The 24451-nt window shown below is 57.4% G+C and carries 30 protein-coding genes and 2 tRNA genes; 14 read left to right on the top strand and 18 right to left on the bottom strand.

Annotation, left to right across the window (positions count from 1 at the left end):
• Positions 1-106: 106 nt before the first annotated feature.
• Positions 107-565, bottom strand: coding sequence for a phosphopantetheine adenylyltransferase (locus LUQ43_RS01200; RefSeq protein ID WP_299962933.1), 459 nt, complete (start codon positions 563-565; stop codon positions 107-109).
• Positions 566-595: 30 nt separating this feature from the next.
• On the opposite strand from LUQ43_RS01200, the gene LUQ43_RS01195 reads away from it, so the two are divergent.
• The 4 genes from LUQ43_RS01195 to LUQ43_RS01180 are packed head-to-tail and all read left to right on the top strand — an operon-like array spanning position 596 to position 4131.
• Positions 596-1093 (top strand): gamma carbonic anhydrase family protein, encoded by a 498-nt coding sequence (locus tag LUQ43_RS01195; protein WP_299962931.1) that lies wholly within the window; start codon positions 596-598, stop codon positions 1091-1093.
• Complete coding sequence (locus tag LUQ43_RS01190) at positions 1086-2363, top strand: CoB--CoM heterodisulfide reductase iron-sulfur subunit A family protein (RefSeq protein WP_299962928.1); 1278 nt, start codon at positions 1086-1088, stop codon at positions 2361-2363. Before LUQ43_RS01195 ends, LUQ43_RS01190 begins: the two co-directional genes overlap by 8 nt.
• Positions 2364-3407 (top strand): S-methyl-5-thioribose-1-phosphate isomerase, encoded by a 1044-nt coding sequence (gene mtnA, locus LUQ43_RS01185; protein WP_299962926.1) that lies wholly within the window; start codon positions 2364-2366, stop codon positions 3405-3407.
• A 22-nt stretch (positions 3408-3429) separates the two neighbouring features.
• Positions 3430-4131 (top strand): DUF116 domain-containing protein, encoded by a 702-nt coding sequence (locus LUQ43_RS01180; RefSeq protein WP_299962924.1) that lies wholly within the window; start codon positions 3430-3432, stop codon positions 4129-4131.
• On the opposite strand, the gene LUQ43_RS01175 is transcribed toward LUQ43_RS01180, so the two are convergent.
• From LUQ43_RS01175 to LUQ43_RS01165, 3 genes are all read right to left on the bottom strand, one after another.
• The gene (locus LUQ43_RS01175) at positions 4096-4509 is read right to left on the bottom strand and encodes a polymer-forming cytoskeletal protein (protein WP_299962922.1); all 414 of its coding nucleotides are present in this window, start codon (positions 4507-4509) and stop codon (positions 4096-4098) included. The two genes, LUQ43_RS01180 and LUQ43_RS01175, sit on opposite strands and share 36 nt — an antisense overlap.
• A 92-nt stretch (positions 4510-4601) precedes the next feature.
• Positions 4602-5450: a geranylgeranylglycerol-phosphate geranylgeranyltransferase gene (locus LUQ43_RS01170; protein WP_299962920.1), complete on the bottom strand. Its 849-nt coding sequence runs from the start codon at positions 5448-5450 to the stop codon at positions 4602-4604.
• 52 nt (positions 5451-5502) lie between these two features.
• A tRNA-Arg gene (locus LUQ43_RS01165) sits at positions 5503-5577 on the bottom strand.
• 62 nt (positions 5578-5639) lie between these two features.
• Between LUQ43_RS01165 and LUQ43_RS01160 the strand changes: the two genes are divergently transcribed.
• Entirely contained in the window at positions 5640-6764 is a 1125-nt protein-coding gene (locus tag LUQ43_RS01160; protein WP_299962918.1) for a tRNA (guanine(10)-N(2))-dimethyltransferase, read from the top strand.
• A gap of 267 nt (positions 6765-7031) precedes the next feature.
• On the opposite strand, the gene LUQ43_RS01155 is transcribed toward LUQ43_RS01160, so the two are convergent.
• The gene (locus LUQ43_RS01155; protein ID WP_299962916.1) at positions 7032-8144 is read right to left on the bottom strand and encodes a GTP-binding protein; all 1113 of its coding nucleotides are present in this window, start codon (positions 8142-8144) and stop codon (positions 7032-7034) included.
• A 144-nt stretch (positions 8145-8288) separates the two neighbouring features.
• Between LUQ43_RS01155 and LUQ43_RS01150 the strand changes: the two genes are divergently transcribed.
• A tRNA-Glu gene (locus LUQ43_RS01150) sits at positions 8289-8363 on the top strand.
• Positions 8364-8809: 446 nt separating this feature from the next.
• Here LUQ43_RS01150 and LUQ43_RS01145 read toward each other — a convergent pair.
• Positions 8810-8998: a hypothetical protein gene (locus LUQ43_RS01145; protein ID WP_299962914.1), complete on the bottom strand. Its 189-nt coding sequence runs from the start codon at positions 8996-8998 to the stop codon at positions 8810-8812.
• 164 nt (positions 8999-9162) lie between these two features.
• Between LUQ43_RS01145 and LUQ43_RS01140 the strand changes: the two genes are divergently transcribed.
• Positions 9163-9537, top strand: coding sequence for a hypothetical protein (locus tag LUQ43_RS01140; RefSeq protein ID WP_299962912.1), 375 nt, complete (start codon positions 9163-9165; stop codon positions 9535-9537).
• 91 nt (positions 9538-9628) lie between these two features.
• Here LUQ43_RS01140 and LUQ43_RS01135 read toward each other — a convergent pair whose 3' ends face one another.
• Positions 9629-9751: a hypothetical protein gene (locus tag LUQ43_RS01135; RefSeq protein WP_299962910.1), complete on the bottom strand. Its 123-nt coding sequence runs from the start codon at positions 9749-9751 to the stop codon at positions 9629-9631.
• Here LUQ43_RS01135 and LUQ43_RS01130 point away from each other — a divergent pair.
• The 5 genes from LUQ43_RS01130 to LUQ43_RS01110 all read left to right on the top strand — a co-directional run bounded on the left by LUQ43_RS01130 (position 9750) and on the right by LUQ43_RS01110 (position 12874).
• Positions 9750-10097 carry a hypothetical protein gene (locus LUQ43_RS01130; RefSeq protein ID WP_299962908.1) on the top strand — a complete coding sequence of 116 codons (348 nt, stop codon included), beginning with the start codon at positions 9750-9752 and terminating at the stop codon, positions 10095-10097. The two genes, LUQ43_RS01135 and LUQ43_RS01130, sit on opposite strands and share 2 nt — an antisense overlap.
• A 15-nt stretch (positions 10098-10112) precedes the next feature.
• Positions 10113-10583, top strand: a complete 471-nt coding sequence (locus LUQ43_RS01125; protein WP_299962906.1) for a HEAT repeat domain-containing protein — start codon at positions 10113-10115, stop codon at positions 10581-10583.
• Between the two features lie 85 nt (positions 10584-10668).
• Positions 10669-11091 (top strand): phosphate-starvation-inducible PsiE family protein, encoded by a 423-nt coding sequence (locus LUQ43_RS01120; RefSeq protein ID WP_299962904.1) that lies wholly within the window; start codon positions 10669-10671, stop codon positions 11089-11091.
• An 80-nt stretch (positions 11092-11171) separates the two neighbouring features.
• Positions 11172-12086: an ABC transporter ATP-binding protein gene (locus LUQ43_RS01115; protein ID WP_299962903.1), complete on the top strand. Its 915-nt coding sequence runs from the start codon at positions 11172-11174 to the stop codon at positions 12084-12086.
• Positions 12087-12088: 2 nt separating this feature from the next.
• Positions 12089-12874: an ABC transporter permease gene (locus LUQ43_RS01110; RefSeq protein WP_299962901.1), complete on the top strand. Its 786-nt coding sequence runs from the start codon at positions 12089-12091 to the stop codon at positions 12872-12874.
• An 8-nt stretch (positions 12875-12882) separates the two neighbouring features.
• On the opposite strand, the gene LUQ43_RS01105 is transcribed toward LUQ43_RS01110, so the two are convergent.
• Positions 12883-13431: a HemK2/MTQ2 family protein methyltransferase gene (locus LUQ43_RS01105; RefSeq protein WP_299962899.1), complete on the bottom strand. Its 549-nt coding sequence runs from the start codon at positions 13429-13431 to the stop codon at positions 12883-12885.
• A 308-nt stretch (positions 13432-13739) separates the two neighbouring features.
• On the opposite strand from LUQ43_RS01105, the gene thiC reads away from it, so the two are divergent.
• Positions 13740-14993 (top strand): phosphomethylpyrimidine synthase ThiC, encoded by a 1254-nt coding sequence (gene thiC / locus LUQ43_RS01100; RefSeq protein WP_299962898.1) that lies wholly within the window; start codon positions 13740-13742, stop codon positions 14991-14993.
• Here thiC and LUQ43_RS01095 read toward each other — a convergent pair.
• The 10 genes from LUQ43_RS01095 to pfdA are packed head-to-tail and all read right to left on the bottom strand — an operon-like array spanning position 14979 to position 22749.
• Positions 14979-16034: a DUF1848 domain-containing protein gene (locus LUQ43_RS01095; RefSeq protein ID WP_299962896.1), complete on the bottom strand. Its 1056-nt coding sequence runs from the start codon at positions 16032-16034 to the stop codon at positions 14979-14981. The genes thiC and LUQ43_RS01095 overlap by 15 nt on opposite strands.
• 59 nt (positions 16035-16093) lie before the next feature.
• Positions 16094-16858, bottom strand: coding sequence for a 16S rRNA (adenine(1518)-N(6)/adenine(1519)-N(6))-dimethyltransferase RsmA (gene rsmA, locus LUQ43_RS01090; protein WP_299962894.1), 765 nt, complete (start codon positions 16856-16858; stop codon positions 16094-16096).
• Positions 16855-17418, bottom strand: a complete 564-nt coding sequence (locus tag LUQ43_RS01085; protein ID WP_299962892.1) for a DUF655 domain-containing protein — start codon at positions 17416-17418, stop codon at positions 16855-16857. The genes rsmA and LUQ43_RS01085 overlap by 4 nt, the downstream gene beginning before the upstream one ends.
• 10 nt (positions 17419-17428) lie before the next feature.
• On the bottom strand, positions 17429-17779 hold the full coding sequence (locus LUQ43_RS01080) for an RNA polymerase Rpb4 family protein (protein ID WP_299963135.1): 351 nt from the start codon (positions 17777-17779) through the stop codon (positions 17429-17431).
• A gap of 21 nt (positions 17780-17800) precedes the next feature.
• Positions 17801-18091: a 50S ribosomal protein L21e gene (locus LUQ43_RS01075; protein WP_299962890.1), complete on the bottom strand. Its 291-nt coding sequence runs from the start codon at positions 18089-18091 to the stop codon at positions 17801-17803.
• Position 18092: 1 nt separating this feature from the next.
• The gene (locus LUQ43_RS01070) at positions 18093-19325 is read right to left on the bottom strand and encodes a tRNA pseudouridine(54/55) synthase Pus10 (protein ID WP_299962888.1); all 1233 of its coding nucleotides are present in this window, start codon (positions 19323-19325) and stop codon (positions 18093-18095) included.
• Entirely contained in the window at positions 19316-19894 is a 579-nt protein-coding gene (gene trmY / locus LUQ43_RS01065; protein WP_299962886.1) for a tRNA (pseudouridine(54)-N(1))-methyltransferase TrmY, read from the bottom strand. Before trmY ends, LUQ43_RS01070 begins: the two co-directional genes overlap by 10 nt.
• 1 nt (position 19895) lies before the next feature.
• Complete coding sequence (locus LUQ43_RS01060) at positions 19896-21224, bottom strand: signal recognition particle protein Srp54 (RefSeq protein WP_299962884.1); 1329 nt, start codon at positions 21222-21224, stop codon at positions 19896-19898.
• Complete coding sequence (gene ftsY / locus LUQ43_RS01055; RefSeq protein ID WP_299962882.1) at positions 21224-22279, bottom strand: signal recognition particle-docking protein FtsY; 1056 nt, start codon at positions 22277-22279, stop codon at positions 21224-21226. The genes LUQ43_RS01060 and ftsY overlap by 1 nt, the downstream gene beginning before the upstream one ends.
• A gap of 17 nt (positions 22280-22296) precedes the next feature.
• On the bottom strand, positions 22297-22749 hold the full coding sequence (gene pfdA / locus LUQ43_RS01050; protein WP_299962880.1) for a prefoldin subunit alpha: 453 nt from the start codon (positions 22747-22749) through the stop codon (positions 22297-22299).
• A gap of 244 nt (positions 22750-22993) precedes the next feature.
• Here pfdA and LUQ43_RS01045 point away from each other — a divergent pair, with 244 nt between their 5' ends.
• Positions 22994-24439, top strand: coding sequence for a saccharopine dehydrogenase C-terminal domain-containing protein (locus LUQ43_RS01045; RefSeq protein ID WP_299962878.1), 1446 nt, complete (start codon positions 22994-22996; stop codon positions 24437-24439).
• Positions 24440-24451: the final 12 nt, after the last annotated feature.

Below are 24451 nucleotides of genomic sequence, written 5' to 3'. Positions count from 1 at the left end.
CGATCCGGTAATGTACCGGTTCATCCGTAAATATCCTGAAAACAGGGTTAAAAGTTCCTGGCCCGCCGATTCAGCACGAGGTTGCCAGCAGGTTCCTGCCAGGGAATCAGTGCAGGATATGGCCGTGGATATCGATCTCGCCACGGTAAATACGGGTACTGGAGATCCAGTGATTGTCCTCGGCAAGGACACAGGTGATCTGGTGGATATCGACCTTTCGTCTGCCACTCTCCCGCCGGATCTTGTTGATTTCGACTGCAACGGGAAGGGTCTCTTCGGAGACCACGATCGCATCGAAATCAGATGCAAGAGCGGAACCGAACCGGTCGCTCAGCGGCTCGATCACCCAGTCGACAGGATAGTGCTTTCCGGTAATGTAGGTTATAAGGTCCGCTTTCCGTTCTTCAAACGGGCGGATAGGATGGACCTTCCGGCTGGCAAATGTATCGGTGGTCAGCCCGATTACGACATGCCCTGACTGCCCGGCAAGTTCGAACGACCGGTTCAGGAGGCTCTTGTGGCCGTCATGAAGGGGATCGAACGTGCCTCCTACCATAACCTTCATACTCTTTGATTCTTAATTTCCTATGTTATTATGCATATGGATGCGAAGATCTCCGGCGAAGCGCTCTTCCAGGCGGGCAATGCAACGGTTACAGGGGATGTCACGATCGGTAACCAGGTGGGGATCTGGTTCGGTGCGGTGATCCGTGCGGACAAGGACCGTATCGTTATCGGGGACCGGTCCAATGTCCAGGATAACTGCGTTGTCCATACGAGCAGGGGATTCCCGGTGCTTATCGGCAGCGATGTGTCCATCGGCCACGGGGCGATCATCCATGGCAGCACCATCGGGAACCGCGTGCTGGTGGGGATGGGTGCCATCGTGCTCAATGGCGCAAATATCGGGGACGGTTCGGTTATCGGTGCAGGGGCGGTCGTGACCGAGGGCATGATCGTCCCCGAGCGATCGGTTGTCGTGGGGGTCCCGGGTAAGATCATCAAGCAGGCAAGCGACAGCCAGCAGCAGCACATCCTCACCAACGCCGCATCCTATGTCGAACTCGCAGGTGAATACGCGCACCATGGCTAACATTGTTGTCATCGGGGCGGGAGTGGCGGGTATCCAGGCTGCACTCGATATTGCCGGCCACGGGGTCCATGTAGACCTCATCGAGCGGGAGCCCACCATCGGCGGGCACATGGCGCAGCTGGACAAGACATTCCCGACAAACGACTGTTCGATGTGCATCCTCTCGCCCAAGATGGTAGACGTGGCACGGAACACGCTTATCACGATCCATACCTGTGCCGAGGTTGAAGGGATCGGGGGCGATGCAGGAAATTTCCACGTCACGGTGAAGAAACACCCGCGCTATGTAGACGAATCGACCTGTACCGGCTGCGGGGACTGCATCCAGATCTGTCCGGTGGAGGTCTATAACCGGTTCGACGCAGGAGTGGGTGTCCGAAAAGCGATCTACAAGCCGCACGCACAGGCTGTACCGGAGATCGTGATCCGGGATACGGAACACTGCATCGAGTGCGGGCTCTGCTATGATGTCTGCGGCCCGGGCTCGATCCGCAAAAAGGACGAGGAGACCATACTCACCATCGATGCGGCCAGTATTGTCATCACCACGGGATACGATGTGTTCGATGCCCGGATGAAATCCCCGCTCGGCTATCTCCAGCTGCCGGATGTTGTCACGAGCCTCGAACTGGAGCGGATGATAAACGCCGGGGGACCGACCGGGGGCAAGGTGAAGCGGATGAGCACCGGGCAGGTACCGAAGTCCATTGTCTTCATCCAGTGCGTGGGGTCCCGCGATATGGCGATCGGCCGGCCGGCATGCTCCTGTGTTTGTTGTATGCAGGCGCTGAAGAACGCGATGCTGATCAAGGAGAAGAACCCGGGGATGGACGTGATCATCTGCTACATGGACATCCGGGCCTATGGCAAGGGGTATGAAGAGTACTTCGAGCGGGCAAAGGCTCTCGGTATCCGGTTCTTCCGGGGCATGCCATCCGATGTGCTGCCGGACAGGAATGGTATGGCCCTCCAGCTCGAGAATACCGAGACCGGCGAGGTGACCGTGATCCACCCGGAACTCGTGGTCCTCTCGGTCGGAATCCGGCCTGCGGACGGGGGATCTGCCCTTGCGGAAAAACTGGGCATCGGATGTGAAGATACCGGGTTCATCCGGCCAGTGCATGATGCGCTCAACACGGCCGAGACCCTCCGGTCGGGGATCTACGTGGCCGGAACTGCCACGGCTCCCCGGGATATCCCGGACAGCGTGGCATCGGCAGGCGCGGCAGCAGTACGGGCATGGATCACTGCAATGAAGACGGGGATCTGATTGGACACCTCTGCCACGCTCTGGTGGGACAGTCATAAAGACTGTCTCTGTTACATCGAGCAGACACTCCTTCCGGGAGAATACCGGATCATCGAATGCCGGGATGTTGACCGGCTCGCCACGGCCATCAGACGACTTGAGATCCGGGGCGCTCCGGCACTCGGTGTTGCCGGCGCATATGGCGTTGCCCTTGCCGCCCGCACCTCCCCTCACACTGACTTCAGTAAGGTTATGACGGGTGTACGGCAGGCCGCAGAACTGCTCCGCTCCACGCGGCCAACCGCCATCAACCTTGGCTGGGGGATCGACCGGGTGCTCAAGGGACTCGCCGCGGCCCGCACCTCTGACGAGGTACGCACCATCTCACTCCGCGAGGCGGAGAATATTGCAGCGGAAGATACGGCCTGCTGTCATGCAATCGGCGGGCATGGTGCTGCCCTGCTGCCCGACCGGTGCACTGTCCTCACCCACTGCAATGCCGGCGCGCTCGCCTGCTCCTCGTGGGGAACGGCGCTCGGCGTGATCCGGTCTGCCATTGAAGCAGGAAAGGACGTGAAGGTGTTCTCCTGCGAGACCCGGCCGCTCCTCCAGGGAGCACGGCTCACGGCATGGGAACTGGCGCGGGACGGGATCGACGTGACCGTGATCACCGATTCCATGGCCGCCCACTTCATGCGGGCCGGCGCGATCGATGCGGTGATTGTCGGCGCCGACCGGATCACCCACGATGCCGTCTTCAACAAGATCGGGACCTACACCCATGCCGTCACTGCCCGGTATCACAAGATCCCGTTTTACGTGGCAGCACCGCTGTCTACGTTCGATGCCGAAAGGAATGAACGCGACGTGGTAATCGAGGAACGGGCGCGGGAGGAAATCACCATCATGGGCAACCGCACCTATGTTACCGACAGCGCAAAGGTGAAGAATCCCGCGTTCGATGCAACACCCATGGAGCTTGTCACGGCCATCATCACCGAGAAGGGCGTGCTCCGCCAGCCCATCGATACCCGGTCACACTTATCATTCTGTAAATCCCACTAGTCAAGCACAACGGGCACCCCTCATGGCCTTTGATTTCACGTTCTGGAACAGCCTGATGTATCTCATCGGCGAGATCACCGTCATCATCATACTCGGGGCTGTGGTCATCTCCTTTATCCTCGTCATCATCTCGCTCTACTCCATCCGGAAGCAGAAACTCTACTTCCCGAAACTGATCAAGTCCGGGCTGGTCTTCCTGGAGGGACTGATGAAGGCAATGTTCCGGCTCATCGGCCTTGAGGACCGGGAGATGCTCACCTTTTTCATCAAGATCCATAACACCATGAACGCTGCCGAGTTCGGGCGTATCCGGGTCACTGAACGGGCGGTCTTCATGCCCCAGTGCCTCCGCTCGTCCCAGTGCCCCGCTCATCTCACGCCGGAAGGCCTCAAATGCGTAAACTGCGGCCAGTGCACGGTCGGCGGGGCACGGATCCTGCTCGAAGGGCTCGGATACCGCATCTTCATCGTGCCAGGATCCTCGTTCATCAAACGCATGGTGAAGAAATACCGGCCGAAGGCGATCATCGGAGTCGGGTGCCTGACGGAAGTGAAAGAGGGGATCGACATGGCCGACAAGATGGGACTTGTCGTCATGGGCGTAGTGACGTTAAAAGAAGGATGTGTTGAGACGATCGTCAACTGGCCTGATGTCTATGAAGTGGCCGTGCTGGGAATCGACCCGGCCTCAATCCCCGAGGACCTTCATACTCTTTCCGATTAAATTCCCGCTTTTGATCTTCCCGTGGACGACAATTTCGCCCTGGCTTGTGACGTCACCGACAATGACACCGGGGCGCAGGATCACCCGGCCGCCGGCCCTGACGGAATGGACGCTCGCGTGGTCGAGGATGGCCACATCGCCGCTTGCGGTGAGCGGGCCCTTGATCCGGCACTGGCTCCCGATAACGGCACTCCCGCAGGTGATATCGAGCGCAACGCTGGAGCGGGGACCCAGTTCAAGGCTGCCGGAGATGGTGAGCCTGCCCCAGAAATGAGTCCGGGGTGGGACGACAAAATCGCCGTCAACCCGGACATTCCCTTCAAAATAGGATCCCTTCTGCGCAAAATAGGTAGTTCCTTTCTGAATGAGTGTGGGCATGAATCTCTATCTCTCAGGGTAACTGTGGAGCGATCGGGGGGATAAACTTGTTGCTCGGCAGAGAGGGGTGAAGAGAGTGTTCATAAAATACGTTACTGGAGAAAAATCACGGCAATGACGAACACAATCAGCGAGGCAAACATGCTGTACTTCAGGGCCGATGATGCCCCGGACTCCCGGATGCATGACGGGCTGTCGCAATGCAATGCCCGGAACGCTGCAACAATGAGGATAAGATCCACCATACCGATCATGACGAGGTACGGGATGCCCCACCCCCATACCAGGAAGGGGACGGTACTCGCACATGCCGAGAGCAGGACGAAGACAAAGGCGCACTGCGCAGTCTTCTTCACGCCTATCCGTATCGGGAGCGTGGACGCCCCGCCGGCTGCATCTCCTTCCACATCTTCAGCATCCTTTAACAGTTCGCGCGCCATCATGGCAAGGAACGTCATGACCGCAAGAGGTGTGAGGTGGATGAGCCCGTCAATACCGGTAAAAGCCCCGCCAAAGAGGAACATGCTCCCGCTCAGGTAGGCAACCGCCACGTTCCCGACCACCGGCATGCTCTTGAGCCGGGCCGCATAGAACGCCAGCAGGAGGGAATTGACGATGGCAAAACCGATACAGATCGGGTTCGTGAACACGCTGACAGCAATACCCGCGGCAAAGAGGAAGATCGCGTACCAGAGCGCTGCATTGCGGGAGATCTGGCCGGAGGGGATCGGGCGATCGGCCCGGTTGACGGCATCGATCTCCGCATCGTAATAATCGTTGATCACGTTGCCGGCGGCCGTGATAAGCGTGACAACGACAAGGAGAAGGATAACTGCCGGGATGAGAGTGCCGGTGGCAATGAGGTAGGCCACGACCGATGCAACACCGGCCATCACCGCATTGGCCGGGCGGGTTATCTTCAGGAAACCGGCAGCACTCATTGGATTACACTCTGATCATCAGGCTCATAAAATGCGCGAAAAGGAATGATAACGGGCGAGGGGGGATTTGAACCCCCGGCGTTCAGCTTAGGAGGCTGACGCTATGTCCGGGCTAAGCCACTCGCCCATGCCCATAACCATTGCGGGGGAATATGTATAAGTTTTGCGCGCGGTAACATCTCTGGCACCATGGATCTGACCGAGGCAACCGAAGGCAGGACATCATTCCTTGTCCCGGTCCAGGATGACACGGCCCGGTTCCCGCCCGGTTCCGCCCCGATCTTCTTCAACCGCCGGATGGAGCTCAACCGGGATGTGACCGTCCTTCTCCTCTCAATCCTCCATCCATCCGATTATCTCGATGGCATGGGTGCAACCGGCATCCGGGGTCTCCGGGTAGCAACCGAGTGCGGCATACCGGTCACGATCAGCGACCGGGAACCTGTGGCTATCGATCTGATCACCAAGAATGTGGAGCGGTCCGGCCTGCCGGTCACGGTCATCCAGCGGGATGTCAATGCCCTGCTCTCGGAACAGTCCTTCGATACCGTTGATCTCGATCCTTTCGGCACCCCGGCGCCGTTCATCGATGCTGCAATAAAGGGGACACGAAGGTACCTCTTCGTGACGGCAACCGATACTGCCCCGCTCTGCGGCGCCCACCTGAAAGCCGGGATCCGGCGCTACTCGGCATACCCGATGAACACACCCTACCACAGCGAGGTGGGGCTCCGCATCCTGCTGGGCTTTGTTGTCCGGCAGACTGCACGGTACGACCGGGGGGTTGAACCGATCTTCTGCTATGCCCGCGAGCATTTCGCCCGTCTCCACCTCCACCTTCTCCGGGGCCCGCAGGCTGCCGACGATTCCCTGAAGCAGACCGGGTATATCCACCAGTGCAGGAAATGCCCGTACCGTGAGACTGAGGCTGCCATCCTCTCTTCATCCCGCACCTGCCCCCGGTGCGGGGAGCCGCTCCAGCCCATCGGACCCGTCTGGCTCGGGGATCTCCACAACCGGACCCTGCTTGCCGATATGCGGGCACAACTTGAGGGGATGAGCCTTGGATCCCAGAAGGAACTGGTGAAACTGCTGGACTGCTGTAGCGAAGAACTTCCGGAGCCGGGTTTCTACGATTACCATGTGCTTGCAAAACTGCTGGTCTGCTCCCCTCCGGACATAACAACGGTCCTTTCCCGCATTGCTGCGAAAGGCTACCCGGCAAGCAGGACGCATTTCTCCGGCTATGGTATCAAAACAACAGCACCACTGGAAACGGTTCTTTCAGCAATCTCTGGCAAGAATTCCGAATAACCTGAAAGAACCTGGATACGGGGATTTGAGGAGGAGAGCGGGCCCGGCCGCTTTCTCTCACGGCAGATCCATGCGATCATCAGCAGCGGGAACGAGATTTTTTTTAAAGGCTGCCGGTTTGAACACAAAGTCCCGATGAACCGGGAAATACCTGCAGAACCCCGCAGAGGTATTTGGCAACGCACCGACCGGCAGGATTGTCATAGTGCCGTTCTCTGAATAAAGGAGATAAGACCGGAAGCCCGGAAGGGTCGATCAGGAACGATTCTAACGTTCGACAACAATCGAGAGGATGTCGCCATCGATGAGCCGGTGGGTCAGGCCTATCCGCTGGCCGGGGTGCTTGACAGACGTGCCCCAGATCCGGCCATAGCGGAACTTCTGCACGAATTCCCGGTGAAGCTTATTACACACGTCTTCCACCGTGCTGTTTTTCCGGATGATCAGCGGCTCTTCGAGATCCGCGTCTTCACCCACGGGTTTCAGGTAGACACGCATGAACCCGAGGCAGTCGTAGATGGCATCCTTGAGTTCCTCGGTATGATACCCGGCAGCGGCCGAGATCATGATCGGTGCGCTGCCGAACCGTCCGGTAAGGTCGCGCTCGATCTCCTGATACCGTGCCTTGTCCACGAGGTCGACCTTGTTGACCGCGATGAAAGCCGGGATATAGACCCGGTTGCCCTGCACGGCATCGATGAAATCATCCTGCGTTGCATTCCCGCGGATGAGGATGTCGGCATTCATCACCTTGCTTTCCGAAAGGATCGAGCGCACTTCCTCGATATCCAGGTCCAGTGTGCCAACCGCGTTGAGACGGACACCCCCGTGTGACGATTTCTTGATGGTGATATCCGGCTTCGGGACATTGATCCGGATCCCGGCATCGTACAGTTCCTTGAGGAGGACATCGAAGTGCCGCTCATTGAAAACATCCACGAGGATGATGATGATATCGGCACCGCGGACAACCGCAATGACTTCCTTGCCCCGGCCCTTGCCCATTGCTGCACCGGCAATGAGTCCGGGAATATCGAGGAGCTGGATCTTTGCTCCCTTGTGCTCAAGTGCTCCGGGAACTACGGTGAGGGTGGTGAATGCGTACGCGGCAACCGCACTTGCGGTACCGGTGAGTTTATTGAGGAGCGTACTTTTACCGGTTGAAGGGAAACCCACGAGAACGGCGGTTGCATCCCCGGACTTCTTGACCTGGTAGCCTTCGCCGCCGCCACCGGCTTTCATTGCGCGGTTGACCGCCTCGTCGCGGAACCGGGCTATCTTTGCCTTGATTCTGCCGATATGTTTCGATGTAGCCTTGTTATAAGGGGTTTTGGTGAGCTCATCCTCGAGCTCCTTGATCTGTTCTTCAAGACTACTCATTCCTACATTATTCGTCGTATGTTCGAGATATAGTTGATTGTTCAGGTGAGAGGGCACGGTGGACCGGTTCCTTCGGGAACCGGCCTGGGGTTCACCTGTAAAAAACTATAAGTAACCATATAGCCCATTTTATTAAGCAACTCTGCTGCTATAGTGTAGACCGGCCAATCATGCGAGCCTCTCACGCTCGCGACATGGGTTCAAATCCCATTAGCAGCATTTCTTCTTCTGATGATCTGATTCCCTGAACTGTTTTTCAAATGAGCGGGAGCGAGATTTGCTGACGTAAACTCTCGCATGCCAGGCCATTATCATCTCTGTGAAGGGGAGGAATATTCCCGGATCCCGGGACAGGGCCTCCTTTCTCCGGCAGGGTCTTTCCTCCGGCCTGAAAAAAGACGCTTCAGGAAAGTCTGTTGTTTTCGCAGGTTTAAAACGGAGAAAATCCTTTTTTTGAGGAAATCTCCGGTTTTCAAGGACTTTTGCAAAAGTGTTGACACCGTTTCCAATCCGGCACGGAAGACGATCCCCGTATTGGCAAATGGAGCCCTTTGCGGGCTCCGAATAGTACTATTCTCCCAAGGGGAAGTGCTCCGGCCCGCACGGTCCCTGGCCGGGATTCGGATTTAAAAAAACGGATGAAAAGAAAAACGAAGGGTCCGGGATTATATTGCCCGGAACCGTTTGACAACGAGATCCATTCCCTTCTTCTTGATCTCGACCTTGATGGTGGTATCCTTGTATTTTACTTCATGGATACCGGTTTTTCCCTGGGCGACAAGACGTTCGAGAGCGAGCTTGTCCGACCTGAGCATTCTCTTGAAATCGTCCCCTTCATAAACGACTTTTACCATACTATCCCTCCTGGTATGGTGAACAATTGCTGACCACCCTTATCAATTTTGTGCGATGGCGGTTCCTGCCGTAACGTACAATCCGGCAGATTCCCCTGTATTTTCGGCGTTATATAACCGAAGCATTAAATAGCGCATCCCGGCATAATCCTATACGAGAACTTATGAGCAGGGAGAAGATCAAGGTCCCCGGAAAAGTCTACGAGGAGTTAGTATGCCTCCAGCGTGAGATCCATTTCACCCAGGATCACCAGGACACCATCAAGAAGGCAGAAGACCGCGGGTATATGGGTGCAGCCAACTGGATCCGCCAGCACGAGAAGGAATACAAGATCGGGTTCGCTTGGGGTTTTGAGCCGACTGCTGACGAGCCGGAAGCCACGCTCCGGGATATTCCCGAACCACGATCTCCCCCGGTCAAGCGGACCATCGCCCGTCCGGCACAGACCATGGAACCCCGTGGCAAGAAATCATCCGGCTCGAGAAGTTCCGGCGGCTTTTTCGCAGGGATCAAGAACTGGCTGGGCAAATATTTCTGATATTCTTTTTTTAGAGCAAGGATAATCGGGCAGGACCACCAAGGAAGAGCATATGCCATCCTGTGCTGACTGTATCAGTTACATACCGAGATCAAAAGACCGGGGAGAGTGCCGTATCAACGGTGAGACCATGCCGGATCGCGATGCGGAGCGGTGCCCTTCCCGCACGTTTATTCCAAAGCCCGGAAAATACTAACGCAGGTACACCTACCATGCCACGGGAACTTGACGAGAAAGATATAGCCATCCTGAAAAAACTCGCGCCGGAATGCGGCGAACTGACCTGCTCCGGTTCCGGCCATATGTTCCACTCCATTCTCCCCCCGGTCTCCAACCACTTCTCGGAGGACTCCGAGGACTTCATACGGCGCATCAGCCAGCTGAGCACGGAGGAACTAACCTATATCACGGACATGATCCGGAAGGGAGAAGAGAGCCTCGGATGCCTGCCGGTTGAGGATGTTGAGGCATTTGTCCACCACGTCCATGACAAGATCTCTCCTGAAGTTGCACAGGCGGTCATCTCCGCATACGAATCCGGAAACGAATGTGCACATTGATTGCAGGGACTTCTCATGAAGACCGGCATTGCCCCGTTTCTTGCTGACCTCACAGCCGGAAGCGTAGTGAAACGGCGGGCAGCTGCTGCGGCACTGGGAAAATCCGGGAGTACTGCTGCAATCCCGATGCTCGCTGCCGCGCTCGGCGATCCCCACCCGGCGGTCCGGTGCGAGATCGTTTCAGCACTCGGCCGGCTTGCCGATCCATCCGCTGTTCCCCCTGTCATCCATGCCCTTGAAGATGCCGAACCGGCAGTCAGGGCCGCTGCTCTCGCAGCACTCGGGAAATTAAAAGATCCAACATCAGTCCCTGCGGTTATCCGGCTCAAAAATGACCGGGACGTGGAGGTAAGAATCGGTACCGCAGTAATACTCGGGAAACTGGGGGACCGTCGGGCAGTTGAGCCGCTGAACGAGCTGGCTCACGATCCATTCTCGGAAGTCCGCGAGGCAGCCGAGGCGGCACTCCTGCGTTTCAGGGAATAAACACGAGGGGATGAACGAACGTTCCCGCACCTTTTTTATGCTCATGACCCCACACTACGTGTAACGACATACCGAGGTCTCTTGTATGAATTCCAACAAAACGATCATGGAACATCTCATCGCCTTTTTTTCACTTGTACCAATGGTCCTCTACACGATCGTGGCAATCCTGCTCACGATCATCGCCGCATTTTCCGTATGGGACGCACTCCAGCTGATCGCCCAGATGATCCTGACACGGGACTTTACCAACGGGCTCGTCAATGTCATCTATGCCCTTCTCCTGACGATCACCATCATCGTACTCTTCGAGACCGTGACGGTCTATTTCAAGACCAAGCACGTCGAAGTCCGGGCTCTCCTCATCGCAGGGCTCACGGGCATGGTGCGGCATGTCCTCATCTACAATGTGAGCACGGTGGACCCGGCGGTCCTGTTCGGCACGGTTGCACTCCTCGCAGTCCTGATTGCAGGTATTGTCCTTGTCAAACCGGAATCGCTCGCGTAATTTTTCTTTTGGTACTGCCTGCTCCAATCGCGAGGGTTATCAGGTACGCCCGCTGAAACACTGATTGACAAGGTGGGATCATGCCTGACATTATCGAAGCAGGGGATCTGAAAAAAACCTATGGCCCCACCATCGCGGTTGATGGTATCTGTTTCACGGTCAGGAAAGGCGAGATCTTCGGTTTCCTCGGACCCAACGGGGCCGGCAAGACCACCACGATGAAGATGATAACCTGCGTCTCGCCCCGCACCTCCGGCACGCTCCGCGTTCTTGGCATGGACCCGGAGACAAATCCCGCAGAGATCAAGCAGCGCCTTGGGGTGGTCCCGCAGGAGACCAACCTCGACCCTGACTTCACCTGCTTCGGGAACCTCTTCTACTACTCGCGCTACTTCGATATCCCGAAAGAGGCAGCGGCAAAGAGAGCAGATGAACTGCTGGAGTTTGTCCAGCTGAAGGAGAAGCGGGATGTAGCGGTAGATAAGTTGTCCGGCGGGATGAAGCGGCGCCTGATCCTTGCCCGGGCGCTCGTCAACAACCCGGACCTGCTCATCCTGGACGAGCCCACGATCGGTCTCGACCCGCAGGCCCGGCACCTGATCTGGGAAAAACTCCGGAGTCTCCAGGCACAGGGGAATACCATCGTCATGTCCACCCATTACCTTGACGAGGCAGCCCGGCTCTGCGACCGGCTCGTGATCATGGACAACGGGAAGATCCTGGTGGAAGGCACTCCCGAAGAGCTTGTCCGACAGCATGCCGGCCATGAGATCGTGGAAGTGGAGACGAGCGATGATGTAATCGCGTGCCTTGTCGACCTGAAGATCCCGTTCGAGAAGACCGGCGACATGCTCCAGATCGTTGCACCAACAGATACAGCCCGCGAGGTTGCCCGCACCGTGCTCGACCGGTGCAGGCCCGGCCGGATGATTACCCGGCCTGCCACGCTCGAAGACGTGTTCCTGAAACTGACCGGACGGGGACTCCGGGAGTAGCCATGCCGTCCCTGGTCTCGTTCCCCCGCATCACCCGCCGGGCTATAAAAGTCTGGTACCGGAATATGGTTGTCTTTGTCCGGACCTGGCAGGTGAACTTCTTCCCGCCGCTTGTCGAGGCGCTCCTCTACCTCTTTGCCATCGGCCTCGGCATCGGGACCTACGTGAAGGAGATTGAGGGGATCCCGTACGTGAATTTCATTGCCCCGGCGATCCTCGCTATTGCGGTCATGAACTCCGCATTCTTCGAGTGCACGTACGGCTCGTATGTCCGGATGTATTACCAGAAGAGTTTCGATGCCATGATAGCGACCCCGCTCTCCATCGAGGATGTGATCGCGGGAGAACTGCTCTGGGGGGCAACCCGCAGCGTCATCTACGTGGTCATCATGCTGCCCGTACTCGCAGCGTTCGGGGTCATCTCCCTTCCACTCGCACTGCTTGCCGTCCCGGTTGCGTTCCTCGGAGGCCTGATGTTTGCGGGCATTGCGATGTGCTTCACTTCCATAAGCCCCGGTATCGACACCCTGAACTACCCGGCGTTTCTCTTCATCACGCCCATGGCGCTCTTCTCGGGTACGTTCTTCCCGCTGACGCTGATGCCGGCCTTCCTCCAGTACATTGCCCTTTCCGTGCTCCCGCTCACGCACGTTGTGGCAATCATGCGGATGCTCACGCTGCCCGCGCTCTCGTGGATGATCTTCGCCCACATCGCCTGGATCGCAGTAGTCACTGCTCTCTTCTGCCTTCTCTCCATCAACCTGATGCGGAGACGGCTGATCGTCTGAACAGCCGGTTACCGGTGGAACCGGAGGACGTACAGTATCTCGTCCTCCACCTTTTCCTGCCGGACAACTTCCGATGTGAAACCTTCCGCAGAGAACAGAGTCTTCACTTCAGTTAGTCCCGTCAGGGACGAGACGAGCAGCAGGATCCTCCCGTCGCGTGCAAGCACCCGGGACACACCCGCTGCAAACCGCACGATGGTATCCCGTCCGGACGTTCCGCCATCCAGTGCGTACTCAAGCCAGTCATCGATCCGCTCATGAGGTTCCGTAGGGAGGTAGGGGGGATTGAAGAGAATGAGATCGAATGTCCCCCCGAGCGCATCGAAGAGGTTGCAGCGCACTACGTCAACACCGGCCTTATGCGCACTCATCGCGGCGTGGGGATTGATATCGGTGGCAATGGTGCAGCCTTTTTTCCGCATCTCCGCAGCAATGAATCCTGACCCCGTGCCCACTTCCAGTACCCGGTCACCGGGCCGGACTTCCATTAACGCTGCATCGAGCAGCAGGTACGTGTCAGCCTCGGGCTGGTACACCTGGGATGGATCGTAGTGCATATGGTAGGGAATGGTTGGATGCAGGGTGCAAAAAGGGATTGGATGGTAAGCGGCGGGCAGGTAATTTCCGGCAGAAGATGCAGGATCAATCATTGTATCATCCGCATCAGAGCCCGAAAATGTCCCGGATCTTCCCCGAAGAACCGCAAAATGGTCCATCACGATCATAAACCCACCGGCAGTTTATTTGAAGGAATATCCACAAAATTCATCGAATTTGTGCCACCGGTTCTTCCAACCGGACTCACATAGCGGACATCCATATGGCAGGAGCGCGAAAATTACCTTACAGGAGCGCTGCAGTACCCATGAAAACCCAGGTTGAATATGCACGAGACGGAACCATCACCCGCCAGATGAAGTCGGTTGCAAAGGATGAGGGGGTCGATCCCTCTGTCCTCTGCAATCAGATTGCTGAAGGGAGCGTCGTGATCATGCGGCGCGGAAAACATCTGACCGGTATTGGCAGCGGGCTCCGTACCAAGATCAATGTCAACCTCGGCACCTCAACCGGAAAAGCCGATGTCCGTGAGGAGATACAAAAGGCCCGTATAGCAGAGGAGTTCGGGGCCGATACCATCAGCGACCTCTCGATGGGAGGGGACATCAACGCCATCCGCCGGGAGATCTTTGCCCATACAACGCTGCCTGTCACCACCGTACCGGTCTACCAGGCGGTTATCGGGTACGGACTTAGGGAAATGACCGCAGATGATATCCTCTCCACCCTGAAGATGCAGGCGACGCAGGGCATCAGTTCTGTTGTCGTACACTGCGTGACCCGACAGATGCTTGCTGCCTTTAAAAAGAAGAGACGTGTCCTTGGTATGGTGTCCAAGGGCGGATCGATCACCAGCGCGTTCATGCTCATGCATGACTGCAAGAACCCGTTCGTTGAGCATTTTGACGAGATCCTGTCGGTCTGCAGGAAATACGATATCGTTCTCTCACTCGGCAACACGGCCCGGAACGGATGCATCCATGACCAGAGGGATGCATTCCAGCTGGCGGAGATCCGCCAGAACATCGTGCTTGCCCACAGGGCTCTTGATGCCGGGGTGCAGGTGATCATCGAAGGCGCGGGAGGCCATATCCGCTCCGACCGGATCGCTTCCATGATCCACCGGTACAAGAAGCGGTCACCGTTCCCGCTCTTCGTGGCCGGTCCGCTGCCTACGGATATCGCTGTGGGATATGACCACATTGCCGGTGCTATCGGGGGTAGCGCTGCAGCCGCGGCCGGGGCCGATTATCTCTGTTATATCACACCGGCCGAACACCTCGGGCTCCCGGGCCCGGATGCGGTAAAAGAGGGACTCATTGCGTTCAGGATCGCAGCCCATATTGGCGACACGGTCAAGTATGGCAAAGACATGCAGGACTGGGAAGTTGCCGTGCTCCGGGCAGACCTTGACCGTGAGGGACAGATCCGGTGCGCCATGGACCCGGCCCGGGCACGGGAACTCACTGACGGGGAAAAAGAGTGTACAATGTGCGGCGAGTTCTGTGCGATAAAAATCATGCGGGAGTTCGTTCCCGTCATATCCTCACCTAAGGATTGAGTCGTGGAATGTCCCACGTTCGTGATCAGTGTAATACTGCGCATAATTCCGTTGCACCGCCGCAGGAGAGGTATTTGCATAACAATACGTGCAGAGGTGCATGCAGGTCGAGTACTGCCCGATATCCTTCGATACAATACACCGGCAGGTGTTCCGCTGGCCCGGATCCTTCAGGAACCGGGCCGGATCGGTCGAGGTAGGGCATCCGGTAAGCGTCTGCTGGGTCCCCGGCTCAAGGAATGCCATCAGGGGAACATCGTCGGAAAATTCCGTTCTGATGAGGTCGTAACTGATACACTGCCCCCGGCCAATCCCGTACCGGGAGAGATCCCGCCCTTCCGCACAAGCGGTGAGTGAAAGCCCCCATGCACGGTTGAGCACTGCAAGACCCTCACAGAATTCTGCAACCTCGGGGTCGGTGAATTCACGTGCTCCCCCGCATCCTCCTGCCGTAAGATTCCGCCGGACCTTCGCATACTTCTCTATATCCACGAAACTGAAGACCAGTCTTCGCGTCCAGGGAGCAATCCGGTCACCAATACAGCGGATGCGATCCAGCAGGTCATCAACGGTTATATTACTGGTAAGGATCAGTGGATCGAAACGCCAGACCACCCTTCCTTTTCCGAGCCGTTCCGAGAGACGGATGAAGGTCGCAATCCGCTCGTCCAGGGGGGGCACATTTGGTTCGAAGTGTTCGTTCTCGTAATCGTTGAGGGTATACAGGAAGTAATAGCGGTACCCGAGACGATCGAGGGCATCAAGGGACGGGATGAACGGGCCCGGGTTCTTTGACCAGAAGACAAAGAGCCGGGTATTCCGGAACGAGACATAGACCGGGCTTCCGCCAAACGGGCTTCTCCACTGCACGTATCCCGCCTTCAGCCGTGCCATCAGCCAGTCGCCATAGAATGCCGGGATATCCGTGGAACGGCTGGCAGAGATAATAAGCGGGGCAACTGCCAGAACCGTGCGGACTCCTGAAGGTGCAGAAGAATCGGGAATATCAAGCGGGATCTTCTCCCAGCCGTTCCATTTCATGGCAGGTCACGTGTCACTACCAGTACACCAGCGTACAATGGCAAAAAGAGTTCTGCTTTTCAGGGGATATTCGCAATGGTTGCAAAATCCTCAAGATACAGTTCTTCAGGCCGGCTTTTAAGAATCTCTTCCGGCAGTGCAGCAATCACCCGGTTCACCCATGCCTCGCCAAGCAGGCTGCCCGAGCCGCGAAGGCAGTTCCTGACCGTCTTCCTCCGGTGGGAGAAGAGGGCCCGGACCACGTCAGCATATACCTTCCGGTCATTGATGTAAAAGATAGGATCGCGGGGGAAGATCTTCACGACAGCCGAATGCACTTCGGGCCGTGGCGAGAAGCACTGCGGCGGGAGCCGGAAACAGTGCTGCACTACGGCATAGGTCTGTACCATGATCGAGAGGCGGCCGCAGTCCTTGGTCCCTGCCTTTGCCACCATCCGGTCGGCAAACTCGGCCTGGTACATCAGCACTGCTACCCGGAATCCCATGCCCATCAGCCGGAACGTGATCTTCGATGATGCCGAGTAGGGCAGGTTCGAGACCGTCATCTCGAACGGCGGGATCTCACAGCGGGTTGCATCGCCGTGCTGGAGCGTGAGCTGCCCCTGTTCAATCTCATGAGAAAACGTCACGGCAAGCTGCTCGCAGAGCAGCCCGTCGAGTTCAATCGCATGCACAATGGCGCCACGATCGAGCAGGGCCCGGGTCAGCGCCCCGTTGCCCGGCCCGATCTCAAGCACCTTCTTCCCTTGCACATCCTCAAGGTCCGCTATGCGGTTCACCGCATTTGGGTCAATGAGGAAATGCTGGTCGCGGGGTGCTTTCATTTCGTGGTAAAGAGGTGATACTTGGTGTCCTTGTCCTGGAGTTCTTCGATGATACGTGCCTGGATCATCTTCTCCGGGTGCGGGATCGCCTTGATCCGTGCCGAGATGTCAGTAAAGCTCTCGAACGGCTTCTTGCCGCGGGCCTCCAGGATCTCCCACATCAGCTTCTTGCCGATGCCCGGGAGGAGATGGAGCATGTGGAGCTTGGGCGTAATCGAGATTGCCTTGTTGAAGAACAGGACAAACTCCGGCTCACGCTCCTTCACCACCTTCTCGATGATGAACGGCAGTTCACCCCGTGCTGTCGGGGTGAGCTCCTCGTACCCGATCCGGCGCTTCACGCGTTCGATCTTGTCGCGCTCGGAATCTCCGATATAGACCTTGTCGTACAAGTTAATGACAGCCGCAGGTTTCGGCACGAGCTCGAGAAGTTTGAACTGCTCGAGACCCATGGCCTGGACAACCGGCTCCCGTTTAAAAGTAGGACGCGGGTCGCTGGAGTGCCCCTTCATCAGCACATCCAGTACTATCGCGTTGACCTCTTTCTTCTCCGCCTTCATGTGACACACCTCAGAAGTGTGTGGTTACCAGTTCGATGATGGAATCAATCTCTTCAGGAGACAGCGTGAACCGCTCCTTGGCAAAGATTGCCCGCACTTCATCGCGTGTCTTAGGCATGATGTTGGCAATCCTGTACGCGATCTCGGGCTTCATCTTTTCCATTTTGGAGAGTTCAGTCACCAGATCGCGGGACTTTTCAGGATCCGTTTTGGAGAGCTGATTGGCATGCTCGATACTGCGCCTGAACTCATAGGACATCTCCTTCTCGGCAGCGAGCCGCTGGGATTCAACCCGTAAGAGGACGCTGCGCATCTCAGGAAGCGTGACCTTCTCTTCGCTAATAATACCCTTTACTTTGATGCCAATCACCTGACAGAGAATTTACTTTTGTGCTTTTAGATGTTGCGGTCTTGCAATGACAATCTTGTCGGCGTCACCATCGCGGATGGTGAGCATCCATGCACGGCCGCGCTGACCGATGACCGTGCCGGTCTTTCCGTGGAAGCGGCGGTGGGGCATCCCTTTCTGGATGCTCGGCTCGACAACAACGTGGACACGGTCGCCAATCTCGAACCGCTGGATAACCGAGGTTACCGGCGGCAGGCCGCGCTTTCTCAGTTCTTTCTTGTACTTATACCGTGTCTTCTTTCTTGGACCATTGTGATGTGCCAATTTATTCTCCCTCCTTTGCTCCTTCCACCTGCGTGACGTCGAGGCTGGTGACGTGAGCCGTTCTGTTCAGGATCTCGGCAAGACTTGGACGGGTTCGCCCCGAGTCCCCGGACACGAGTTCTTTGATGTAGAGGCCGGCTTCACCCAGGACTTCAACAATAAATTTGCCGTCCTGTTGCCCCATACACTCGATACCGAGGACTGTTCTCTCGCGGACTTTGTCGGCCCGGCGATGTGCAACCCGTTCGGGCGTGCGCTGGTATATTGTGACGCCCTCCAGGGTTTTTACGGCTTTTGCGAACTCATCCGCAGATAATTCGCCGTCAACCTCGACCAGGATCCTGTATTTTTTATGCGCTTTGTTTGATTTAAGGGTTTCCACCTCTGCGCGGTCAGCCCAGCGTTTTATCGCAACAGAAACGCGTCCTTCTGCAGTCCGGTTGATTGCCTCTTCGAGTTCCGCAAGGTCGATGGAACGCTTCTTTGGAGAGACTACTTCGAGGATGAACGGCCGGCCGGTGCCCACCATGCGGGCATCGATATCCTCGCGCCCCGCGCCATGGAGCACGGCATTCTCTGCGTCAAACGCCTCAATCACCGGCCTGCCGATCAGTTCTTCCACGGAGTCCAGGTATTGGGCACCGGTGAAGTTACACTTCTCGCAGCCCGCGCCATGGCAGGCCCTGCAGTCCCAGTGGGTCTGCGGGATACCGCGCTCGAACTTCTGGTACCGGCCATAGAAGAAGGCCGAGTTGATCTGGACCTCGACATTGCCATTCGACGGGTCGAGGATTGCGACAACCTCCGGCTTCTTGAAATCGACAACCTTGCCGGTCTTTGCCGACACAGCCTTCCCGACTTCCCGGTTCACTTCCGACTTGAAGGGCTCCGGCTCCGCAAGCGAGAGGTCGCTCCAGACCATCTCCTCGTTCTCGGCGATCATGGGAGGCACGCGGCACCCGACAAGGAACGTTGAGTGTTCGATGCCCTTCGTTGCTTCAATAACGCGATCCGCCCAGACCGGTACGTCATCGAAGAAGTTGCCGCAGACCCAGCAGGTCCCTGCGAACTTCTTATACGGCTGGTTCTCGGCAAGGGCAAGCGCAATCTTGAGGCCCCTGCCGCGTTCATCGTTCGAGAGCCCGTGCGAGCGTTTCCCAAAGAAACGCCCGAGGCAGTGATCGCAAGCTTCCCCGTAGGCGAGGATCGCCTTTACCTGTTCGTTCATTTCCATCCGCTCATCCTCCTGTCCAGTTCATTGTGCAATACCGTGATGGTATGATCGGCGTGCAGGCATTTCGGCCCCACCGAATACCGGGGGCAGTCCCGGACCAGTTCGTTCTCCGCATCCGTGAAGTTCAGGTGATCGGAGAGGAGGAATGCACCCGGTAATGCCGGTGCCTTCCGGATATCCTCCCCGTTCTCATCGAGCACGGCAAGCGGCATGTCCTGTGCGAGCCGCTCAAGCCCGCCTTTCCGGATCGAGACCCCGTCAGCTCCCTCGCGGAACTCACTGCCGCAGGGAACATCGATCACTTTCTTGATCAGGGCAGCCGCACTTCTCTCATCCGGCGAGAGCGACCGCACGGACGCACCCGAGAACTTCACGGTCTTTGGTCCCGATGGTGCCCCGAGGAGGACAAGATAACAGTCCACATCCCGTCGCAGGTCGTGCGAGAGGAAGAGCGATGCATTCACGCACCGGCAGAGGATGTCCATCCGGCCCCCGCTGCCCGGCAGGTCATTGATCGAGAAATTCCCGTCCGTCCGGGCAAGGTGCCCGACAATCGCAAACGAGGTCATCTCACTGCATTCCGGAGAAGCGTTTCATCAGGCGCTGCATGTTGAACTTTCCGCCACCCTGGCCGCCCCGCAGCCCCTTGAGCGTCCGCTGCATCATCTTGTAGTACTTGATCAGTTCCCTGACCTCGTCGGGCGTGGCGCCCGCCCCGTGGGCGATCCGCTGCATGCGGGAACTGTTGATGAGTGCCGGGTCGTCGAGTTCGCCCGGCGTCATCGAGTCCATGATGATCCGGTACCGGACCATCTTCGTGCTGGTGACATCATACACGCCCTCGGGCAGCTGCATGTTCCCGAGCGGGAGCATCCCCATGATCTGCTTTAAGGGGCCCATCTTGTTCAGGGCTTCGAGCTGTTTGTACATATCGCGGAGGGTGAACTTCCCCTTCATCATCGCGTTGACATCAACGTCCCCGGGGTTGATCGCTTCGTTCGCCTTCTCCATGAGGGCCTTTAAGTCCCCCATGCCGAGCAGCCGGGAGATGAACCCGTCGGGATCGAACCGTTCGAGATCCTCGATCGTCTCCCCGCTGCCGATGAACGCGATCCCGCTCTTGGTCTCGGCAACGGCCGACATGGCGCCACCGCCTTTTGCAGTGCCGTCCATCTTGGTGATGATGACCCCGTCGATCCCGATCGCTTCGTGGAACCGTTTTGCCTGCTCGCTCGCCTGCTGGCCCAGTGCTGCGTCTATCACGAGCCAGCGGTGGGTCGCCTTTGTCAGGACATTGAGGTCGATGATCTCCTGGATGAGATCGGCTTCCAGCGCGTGCCGGCCCTGCGTATCAACGATGATCAGTTCCTGCTCTTTTAATGCTGCAAGCCCCTCGCGGGTGATCTTTAAGGCATCCTTCTCCTGCGGATTGCCAAAACAGGGAACATTGATCTTCGCACAGAGCGTGGAGATCTGGTCATAGGCACCGGGCCGGAACGTATCAGCACAAATGACCCCGACTTTCATGCCCTTCTTCTGGAAGTAACGGGCGAGCTTTGCCGTGGTCGTGGTCTTGCCGCTCCCCTGGAGACCCGCCATCAGGATGGTCTGGGGTTCAAGCCGGACATCGCTCGATGCCCAGATGAGCCGTACCAGTTCCTGGTACACGATGCGGAGCACGTGCTCGCGGACGTTCATGCCCTTGGGCGGTTCCTCATCAAGCGAACGGGTACGGATCGCCTTGCTGAGCTCCATGACGAGCTTGACGTTGACATCCGATGAGATCAGCGCCCGCTGGAGATCCTTGATCAGTTCATCGACCGCTGCCCGGTCAACCACCGACTTGCCGGCGAGTTTCTTGAGCGCGTCCTTGAGGGATGAGGAGAGGCCGTCGAGCATTATGCACCACCCAGCAGGTCTTCAACAACCGTCTCCGGGACAAAGGGCATGATATCCTCATAGGCCTGTCCCACGCCGAGGAACATCAGCGGTTTTCCAATCGTGTGGGCGATCGAGATCGCAGCACCGCCACGTGAATCCATGTCAGCCTTGGTCAGCACCACAGCATCCGCACCAACGGTCTTGTCGAACTCGAATGCCCGGGTCACAGCATCGTTCCCGGCCACGGCTTCGTCGACATAGACCACGAGGTCAGGTTTCATGACGCGTTTGATCTTCTCCAGCTGGCTCATCAGGTTCGCCTTGTTGTGGAACCGTCCCGCGGTATCGGCAAGGACAACATCGATCTTGTGAGCTTTTGCATAGTCCACTGCATCGAAGAGCACCGCAGAGGGATCCGCACCTTCCTGGTGCTGGATGACCCGGATACCGATACGCTCGGCATGGACAGCAATCTGCTCGATGGCCCCGGCCCGGTACGTGTCGCCGGCCCCGATCACGACGGTGAACCCTTCCTTCTTGAGGTATGCACCGATCTTGGCAACGGTCGTGGTCTTGCCGGTCCCGTTCACACCGGTGAAGAGGATCTTCACCGGCCGCTCGTGCTTCGTGATGTATTCCTTGAGATCGAAGCCGTTGCCGAGCACGTCCAGCAGGGCGATCTTCAGGGCATTGACCACCAGTGCATCCACCGATTCGCCGATCTTCCGGTGCTTCCCGACAAGGTTCTTCTTCACGCTGCTGATGATCGCATCGGTTGCCGGGAGAGCGACATCGCTCTCGAGAAGCGTCATCTCCAGTTCGGAGAGGGCATCGTTCAGGTCTTTCTCCGAGACTATCAGTTCCCGCTCCGTGATGAGAACCTTGACCTTATCGACAAAGGAAGGTGATGCGGGGGCAGGAGCCGCCTGTCCATCTGCCGTGGGGGATTGCGGTGCCGGGGCTGCTGCCGGAACAGCCTTCTCTTCAGATCCGGCCTTTCCTTCTGCTGCCTGGATACTGCCGCCTATCCGGGCACGTGCCGCCCGCAGCTTGTCCCGAAGTCCCCCGAACATGGATCCTATGACTCCGCTTATCCGGGATTCTGGCCGGCAGCCATTGCCTGCTGGTATCCCGACTCGATCCGCTTATTGATTTCATTCATCTGGGCCCGGAGCCGGTCGAGCGTCTCGGCCACCTTCTTCTGCGAGGCCTCCATCTCCATGATCCGCTCTTTGAGGAAATCGATCGCTTCCTTGTTGGAGCGCTCGACAATAACTTCCGAACCGATCGCAAGGAGGACCTTCTCCGGTTCCACGACCTTTGCCCGGACACTCGCCCCGCCACCGATCTGGAGGAGGACCGTCCCGTCTTCAGCGGTGAGCATGTCTTCCAGCGATTCGATAGCCGCATGGGCTTCCAGCCTGCCGTTCTCCAGCATCTGTAACTGCTGGACAAAGATCTCCGCCTGCTGCCCGTACTCCTGCAGGTAGTTCTGGAGGGTCATCAGTTCCTGCTGGTTCATTGGTGCATTCTTATCTGCCAAAATCCGCCACTCCGTAAAATATCCTATTGCACTAGTATTATGACTCCAGATATGTATGTTCTCCACCACAATAAATACATCATTGTAAGGATTGACGAAGAGGAAACGGGCCGCCGGGTGCACCGGATGGCTACTTCAGCAAGGCAGTTTTACGGCGTAATTTTAGTCGCGCTCATCAGTTTATTAGGGAACAGGGACAAAGAGAAGGATAAGCTCATTTGTAACGTGAGCCGGGAGGGTTGTTGTGGAATTCAAAAACAAGGTTCTGATCATCGGATATGGTGCTGTCTGCAAGTGCATGTTCCCGATCCTGCTCCGCCATGTGAACATTCCCCTGGAGAATATCACCATCCTCGATTTCAAGGATAAATCAGCGGATCTCAAGGCCTGGACCACACGAGGCCTCCGGTTCTTCAAGCAGAAGATCACCCAGGAAAACCTTGGCAAAGTCCTTTCCGAATATCTTACCCCGGGCGGCCTCTTGATCGACGAGGCGTGGAACATCGACTGCTGCGAGGTCGTACAGTGGTGCCATGACCACGATGTCCTCTACGTCAACACGTCCGTGGAAGCCTGGGATCCCGAGGCCATCGCTGCCACGGCAAGCCCGTATGAGAAGACCCTGTACTTCCGCCAGATGCGGCTCATGGAACTGACAAAGGACTGGAAGGATGATGCTACGACCTGCGTCGTGGACCACGGGGCAAACCCGGGTCTTATCTCGCACTTTGCCAAGCACGGCCTGGTGGATATCGCCAACCGGATGATCGAGGATAAGATCGCAAAGGACCCGGACCGGATACAGCAGCTGATCCAGGACCAGAACTTCGCCGAACTTGCCATGGAAGTCGGCGTCAAGGTGATCCACTGTTCGGAGCACGACACCCAGATCTCCCGGTCCCCAAAGAAGGTCGGGGAATTCGTCGGGACCTGGTGTATCGAGGGGCTCCGGGAAGAGGGGATCGCCCCGGCAGAGATCGGGTGGGGCACCCACGAGAAGACCCTGCCCCCCCTTGCCATCGTGCCACCGGTCGGCCCCAAAAACGGCATCCTGATCCCCAAGATGGGGATCAATACCTGGGTCCGGTCCTGGATCCCCAACCAGGAGATCATCGGCATGGTGATCCGGCATGGGGAGGCATTCGGTATCTCCGACCGGTGGACCGTCTGGAAGGACGGCAAAGCCATCTACCGCCCGACCGTCCACTATGCCTACATGCCCTGCGATGCCACCATCGCGTCCATCCAGGAGCTCCGGGCGAGGAATTACGTCCTCCAGCCCAAGCTCCGCATCCTGAACGACCGGGAGATCGTCTCCGGTGCAGATATTCTCGGTGCGCTCCTCATGGGGCATCCCTACAAATCCTGGTGGACGGGGAGCATCCTCTCCATTGACGAAGCCAAGAAACTCGCACCCGGCGAGAACGCCACCACCATCCAGGTAGCGCTCGGCGTTGTCAGCGCGGTGATGTGGATGATCGACAACCCGAAGAAGGGATTCTGCCTGCCCGACGACCTGCCGCACGAGTTCGTCCTCGATATTGCCCGCCCCTACCTAGGGGAGTTCTGGTCGGGGCCCTCGGACTGGACACCCATGAAGAACCGCGTGGTCTACTTCAAGGAGAACCCGGAGAACAATTATGACCGCGAAGATATCTGGCAATTCAAAAACTTCTTATTCGTGCAGTAAATCAATCATATA

Origin of the sequence: Methanoregula sp., assembly GCF_028679125.1 — an archaeon.
GTDB lineage: Archaea > Halobacteriota > Methanomicrobia > Methanomicrobiales > Methanospirillaceae > Methanoregula.
This window is presented reverse-complemented; position numbering and strand designations above follow the sequence as displayed.

Bases quoted from the DNA above. Each gene is read 5' to 3' on its own strand.
- LUQ43_RS01160 (WP_299962918.1), top strand. From the start codon at position 5,640: ATGGATCTGACCGAGGCAACCGAAGGCAGGACATCATTCCTTGTCCCG.
- LUQ43_RS01195 (WP_299962931.1), top strand. From the start codon at position 596: ATGCATATGGATGCGAAGATCTCCGGCGAAGCGCTCTTCCAGGCGGGC.
- ftsY (WP_299962882.1), bottom strand. From the start codon at position 22,279: ATGTTCGGGGGACTTCGGGACAAGCTGCGGGCGGCACGTGCCCGGATA.
- LUQ43_RS01180 (WP_299962924.1), top strand. From the start codon at position 3,430: ATGGCCTTTGATTTCACGTTCTGGAACAGCCTGATGTATCTCATCGGC.
- trmY (WP_299962886.1), bottom strand. From the start codon at position 19,894: ATGACCTCGTTTGCGATTGTCGGGCACCTTGCCCGGACGGACGGGAAT.
- LUQ43_RS01060 (WP_299962884.1), bottom strand. From the start codon at position 21,224: ATGCTCGACGGCCTCTCCTCATCCCTCAAGGACGCGCTCAAGAAACTC.
- LUQ43_RS01070 (WP_299962888.1), bottom strand. From the start codon at position 19,325: ATGGAAATGAACGAACAGGTAAAGGCGATCCTCGCCTACGGGGAAGCT.
- LUQ43_RS01145 (WP_299962914.1), bottom strand. From the start codon at position 8,998: ATGGTAAAAGTCGTTTATGAAGGGGACGATTTCAAGAGAATGCTCAGG.
- LUQ43_RS01155 (WP_299962916.1), bottom strand. From the start codon at position 8,144: ATGAGTAGTCTTGAAGAACAGATCAAGGAGCTCGAGGATGAGCTCACC.
- LUQ43_RS01105 (WP_299962899.1), bottom strand. From the start codon at position 13,431: ATGCACTACGATCCATCCCAGGTGTACCAGCCCGAGGCTGACACGTAC.
- LUQ43_RS01190 (WP_299962928.1), top strand. From the start codon at position 1,086: ATGGCTAACATTGTTGTCATCGGGGCGGGAGTGGCGGGTATCCAGGCT.
- LUQ43_RS01125 (WP_299962906.1), top strand. From the start codon at position 10,113: ATGAAGACCGGCATTGCCCCGTTTCTTGCTGACCTCACAGCCGGAAGC.
- LUQ43_RS01140 (WP_299962912.1), top strand. From the start codon at position 9,163: ATGAGCAGGGAGAAGATCAAGGTCCCCGGAAAAGTCTACGAGGAGTTA.
- rsmA (WP_299962894.1), bottom strand. From the start codon at position 16,858: ATGAAAGCACCCCGCGACCAGCATTTCCTCATTGACCCAAATGCGGTG.
- LUQ43_RS01200 (WP_299962933.1), bottom strand. From the start codon at position 565: ATGAAGGTTATGGTAGGAGGCACGTTCGATCCCCTTCATGACGGCCAC.
- LUQ43_RS01115 (WP_299962903.1), top strand. From the start codon at position 11,172: ATGCCTGACATTATCGAAGCAGGGGATCTGAAAAAAACCTATGGCCCC.
- LUQ43_RS01110 (WP_299962901.1), top strand. From the start codon at position 12,089: ATGCCGTCCCTGGTCTCGTTCCCCCGCATCACCCGCCGGGCTATAAAA.
- LUQ43_RS01095 (WP_299962896.1), bottom strand. From the start codon at position 16,034: ATGAAATGGAACGGCTGGGAGAAGATCCCGCTTGATATTCCCGATTCT.
- LUQ43_RS01175 (WP_299962922.1), bottom strand. From the start codon at position 4,509: ATGCCCACACTCATTCAGAAAGGAACTACCTATTTTGCGCAGAAGGGA.
- LUQ43_RS01085 (WP_299962892.1), bottom strand. From the start codon at position 17,418: ATGAAGGCGGAGAAGAAAGAGGTCAACGCGATAGTACTGGATGTGCTG.
- LUQ43_RS01130 (WP_299962908.1), top strand. From the start codon at position 9,750: ATGCCACGGGAACTTGACGAGAAAGATATAGCCATCCTGAAAAAACTC.
- LUQ43_RS01170 (WP_299962920.1), bottom strand. From the start codon at position 5,450: ATGAGTGCTGCCGGTTTCCTGAAGATAACCCGCCCGGCCAATGCGGTG.
- LUQ43_RS01120 (WP_299962904.1), top strand. From the start codon at position 10,669: ATGAATTCCAACAAAACGATCATGGAACATCTCATCGCCTTTTTTTCA.
- LUQ43_RS01135 (WP_299962910.1), bottom strand. From the start codon at position 9,751: ATGGTAGGTGTACCTGCGTTAGTATTTTCCGGGCTTTGGAATAAACGT.
- thiC (WP_299962898.1), top strand. From the start codon at position 13,740: ATGAAAACCCAGGTTGAATATGCACGAGACGGAACCATCACCCGCCAG.